The organism is Candidatus Rickettsiella isopodorum, from assembly GCF_001881495.1.
Classification (GTDB): domain Bacteria; phylum Pseudomonadota; class Gammaproteobacteria; order Diplorickettsiales; family Diplorickettsiaceae; genus Aquirickettsiella; species Aquirickettsiella isopodorum.
Genome location: NZ_LUKY01000014.1, coordinates 1 through 1010 on the forward strand (window position 1 = coordinate 1; position 1010 = coordinate 1010).

The window sequence follows — 1010 nt, forward strand, 5'->3', positions numbered from 1 at the left end:
CATCACGAAAGAATGCATAATTTCCAATGTTTTTCAATAGTTGAATTTCAGTATCCTCTTCTAAATCTTGATTAGTCAGGAGGATAATCTTCTTATCATCAGTAAATATTAAAGGGGCTGCAGTCAAAGTCCAAACGCCATCCTCTAGGGGGGCTATATTTCTAGAGACAGAATCCAAAACGATATCAAGTTTTTGATACCAATTACTATTATCAAGCAGTGCATTTTTTAATTGGATAGTTATCCAAGGCCAGAAACAAGTGGAGTCATAAGAACTTTGATAAACCGGAGAATACACGGAATTACTTAATGTTAAAATTAAGTCATTCGCAGAGGGAAATACATGTGAAGAAATAACAGCCTTCGGATAGATTTGTTTATATTTCTTTATCATTTCCCGTAAATCTAACGTATCTATCCGCTCGATTAAGTCATTTGAATCGCTTTCTGAAGTATCGTATAAGATTACTTTAGGTAGTGGAAACTTAGCATTCTTCCCCGGTAAAATAATATAAACATTTTCACCACCATTACCGACTAAATGACTTTCATGTAAGCCGTTGATATAAAAAATTTCATGTTTTTTTTCTCGCCCTATCGATAGGGTGAGGTTGTTTATTAATTGAATAGAGAAAGTTTTTTCTAAACGATTCGCTATTGCTCTAAATAAACTAATTTTTTCATCCAGTGTTTTATTATTAGAGGTTATTTCTTGTCCATATAAATGCTCATTATGTATTAATTTTATTTCAATTCCTTGAAAGAAATAAGCTATATTTTTTGAAAGACTCGTTGCATTCTTTGTTTGATTACTGTTTGAGGTAATCCGGTTTGAAATAGTAATAGCAAATAGTTTTCTATCTGTATTTTCAGAAGTTAGCACAGAAATATGTAGCGTATTATTTTTTACCGTCATTGTCTCTAGGTGCTCTAAAGGATATTCAAAAAAGAATCGATGCTGAATGGTTTCTTTAAAATAATAATGAATCCAAGACTCACCTATCTCGCCA

1 protein-coding gene is annotated in these 1010 nt (G+C 32.0%); it reads right to left on the minus strand.

All coding sequences use genetic code 11. The features are described from left to right. The coding region (locus tag A1D18_RS06785) for a hypothetical protein (protein WP_171910791.1) at window positions 1-1010 on the minus strand (1010 nt) is incomplete at both ends.